Origin of the sequence: Streptomyces sp. B1866, assembly GCF_031932565.1 — a bacterium.
Taxonomy (GTDB): Bacteria; Actinomycetota; Actinomycetes; order Streptomycetales; family Streptomycetaceae; genus Streptomyces.
On the sequence record NZ_JAVSCF010000446.1, the window covers coordinates 1 to 2,551 of the forward strand.

Here is a 2,551-nt window from a genome sequence, read left to right on the forward strand (position 1 = left end):
GCGTACGGCTGCGCGGGCGGCGGCGGGGGCACGGGCGCCGCCGGGGCGGGCGGGGGCGGCGGCGCGGCGGCCGGGGCCGCGGGCTCGTCCACGGAGATGCCGAAGTCGGTGGCGAGCCCGGCCAGCCCGCTGCCGTACCCCTGGCCGACGGCGCGGAACTTCCACGCGCCCTGCCTGCGGTACAGCTCGCCGAGCACGAACGCCGTCTCCACCGTGGCGTCGGTGCTGTCGAAGCGGGCGAGCTCGGCGCCGCTCGCGGTGTCCAGCACGCGGACGTACAGGTCGGGCACCTGTCCGAACGTGCCGCCGTCGGCGGAGCCGACCAGCACCACGGTCTCCACGGCGGGCTCGACCCGGTCCAGGGCCACCGAGAGGGTGTCGGTCACGGTGCCGCCCGCGGTGCGCTTCCCGTCGTGGCGGACCGCGCCCGAGGGGTGCGCCGCCTGGTTGTAGAAGACGAAGTCCGCGTCGGAGCGGACCTTTCCGCCGACCAGCAGGAGCGCCGAGGCGTCCACGTCCGGTACGCCGGGCCCGGTGCGCCAGCCCAGTTCCACCCGGACCGCCGGTGCCGGGACCGGAACGTTGGTCCCCTTGAGCATCGCCATGCTGCTCTCTGCCTTTCGTTGAAATTCGCTGGCCGTTGACACCGGTAACGCGGTCTTTACCTGTTGTCAACGCGCTTTGCCGACCGATTTTCCCACCTTGGCGGCGATTGGGGCGGCCGTTCGCATCAGGGCCTTGTAATAACCCGCTTACCAGGCTCCCCAATCAGCGCATGATGGGCTTAACGTATGGGCCATGACCTCCCCCCGTAGTAGCTACGGCGGCGGCTATTACCCCTCGCCGTCCTTCGCGGACACCCCGATCTACGACAGCCTGGTCGCCGAGCGGGGGACACCGCAGATCGCACCCATCCGGGTCCCTTCGCCGTACGACACCGGCTACGACGCGGGCGGGCACCTTCCGGCGCTGCCCGCGGCGCTCCCGGCGCTGCCCGCGGCCCCATCCCATCACACCCCGGCGTACGGCCACCCGATGGCTCCGCAGCCGCAGCACCCCGGGCTGCATCAGGCGCCGGGACCGTACATACCGCCGCAGGCGGCGGGGCCGCGCGGATACCCCGGTCCGCAGCCCTACCCGCAGCCGCGCCCGGCCGCGGTGGCGCCCGCCACCGGGTACGACGCGATGCGGCCCGCGGTGCCGCGCCCCGCCGTGCCCCGGCCCGCGCCGGCCCCCGGTCCGGGGCCGTACGAGGATCCGTACCACCGCCAGCAGTACCCGGCCCGGCCCCAGTATCCGGGGCCCGGGTACTGAGACCGCCGCTCGCGGAGAGCCCCGCTCAGGCGGCGGGGAGATCCGCGGTCCGACGACCGGGCGGCGGGTGGCGGCCTGTCACCCGCCGCGCCGGAGCGGGCCGGGGCGGTTCACGGCGCCAGGCTCCCGCCGTACGGGCCGTACAGGTCCAGCAGGCGGGCCCGGGCGCTGTGCAGCCTGCGCCCGATCACCTGGGCGCAGGCCAGCGCGAGGGCGTAGCCGAGGCCGGTGTCCTCGTCGCACAGCCGGCGGACCGCCTCGGCGTCGAACTCGTGCGCGCGCACCGGGCTCAGCGCCTCCGCGCCCAGGTGCCAGGTGTCCGGCGGGAACAGCCAGGACCAGCCGATCAGCTCGCCGGGGCCCAGCGTCTCGATCACCGCGGCGCGCCGTCCGGGCACGCGCAGGTCCAAGGTCACCGAGCCGGTGCGGATGATCCAGAACCGGTCGGCCTTGCGGCCCTCCTCGAAGATGCGCGCGCCCGCGGGAAAGGACACCTCGCGGGCGAGTGCCATCACCCGTTCGCGGTATTCGGTCTTCAGCGCGCCCAGAAGTCCCTTCATGAGCCCACTGTGCCGCGCCCCGGGCCCGGCCGCCCCCCGGCGGTGGCCGCTCGGGGGCGGCCGGGCCAGGCGGGCCGGGGAACACGGCCCGCGCGGCGTGCCGGGCAGCGGGCGCGTGCCGGGGAGCGCGGCGGGGAACGCCTTCACTGCGGTTCGACAGAGGCGGTGGGGACAGGTGGAGTTACCCGTGGTGGTCGGCGTCGACGGTTCGGCGGCCGCGCTGGACGCGCTGGACTGGGCGGCCGGGATGGCCCAGCGGCGGCAGCTGCCGCTGCGCATCGTGCACGCGTCCCTGTGGGAGCGGTACGAGGGCCAGATCCCCGCGTCGGCGGCGGAGGGCGCGGCCGGGCGGGTGCGCAGCGAGATGGTGCTGGCCGTGGCCGCGGAGCGGGCCGGCCGCAGGGCGCCGGCGCTGAAGGTCATGGCCGATCTGGCGGCCGACGACGCCGTGGCCGCGCTGGTGCGCGCCGGCACCAGCGCCGAAGCGGTGGTCGTGGGCTCGCGCGACCGCGGCGAGCTGACGTCGCTGCTGCTGGGCTCGGTGGGGCTGCGGGTCGCGGCCCGCGCCGCCTGCCCGGTGGTCGTGGTGCGCGGCCGGCTGGACGAGGCGCCCGGCCGCCCCCGCCGGGTGACCGTGGGGGTGGCCGAGCGCGAGCGGCCGGACGGCCGGGCGGGCC

Annotated in this window: 4 protein-coding genes; 2 read left to right on the forward strand and 2 right to left on the reverse strand. The window is 76.4% G+C overall.

Features of this window, described 5'->3' with window-relative positions; genetic code table 11:
* Positions 1-605, reverse strand: a 605-nt coding sequence (locus RKE29_RS29230; RefSeq protein WP_312008729.1) for a TerD family protein, incomplete at its 3' end; no start/stop codon positions are given.
* Between the two features lie 193 nt (positions 606-798).
* Here RKE29_RS29230 and RKE29_RS29235 point away from each other — a divergent pair.
* Positions 799-1,314 carry a DUF6643 family protein gene (locus RKE29_RS29235; protein WP_312008731.1) on the forward strand — a complete coding sequence of 172 codons (516 nt, stop codon included), beginning with the start codon at positions 799-801 and terminating at the stop codon, positions 1,312-1,314.
* Between the two features lie 110 nt (positions 1,315-1,424).
* Here RKE29_RS29235 and RKE29_RS29240 read toward each other — a convergent pair whose 3' ends face one another.
* Positions 1,425-1,874 (reverse strand): cyclic nucleotide-binding domain-containing protein, encoded by a 450-nt coding sequence (locus tag RKE29_RS29240; protein WP_312008732.1) that lies wholly within the window; start codon positions 1,872-1,874, stop codon positions 1,425-1,427.
* A gap of 175 nt (positions 1,875-2,049) precedes the next feature.
* Between RKE29_RS29240 and RKE29_RS29245 the strand changes: the two genes are divergently transcribed.
* On the forward strand, positions 2,050-2,551 hold a 502-nt coding region (locus tag RKE29_RS29245), incomplete at its 3' end, for a universal stress protein (protein ID WP_312008733.1).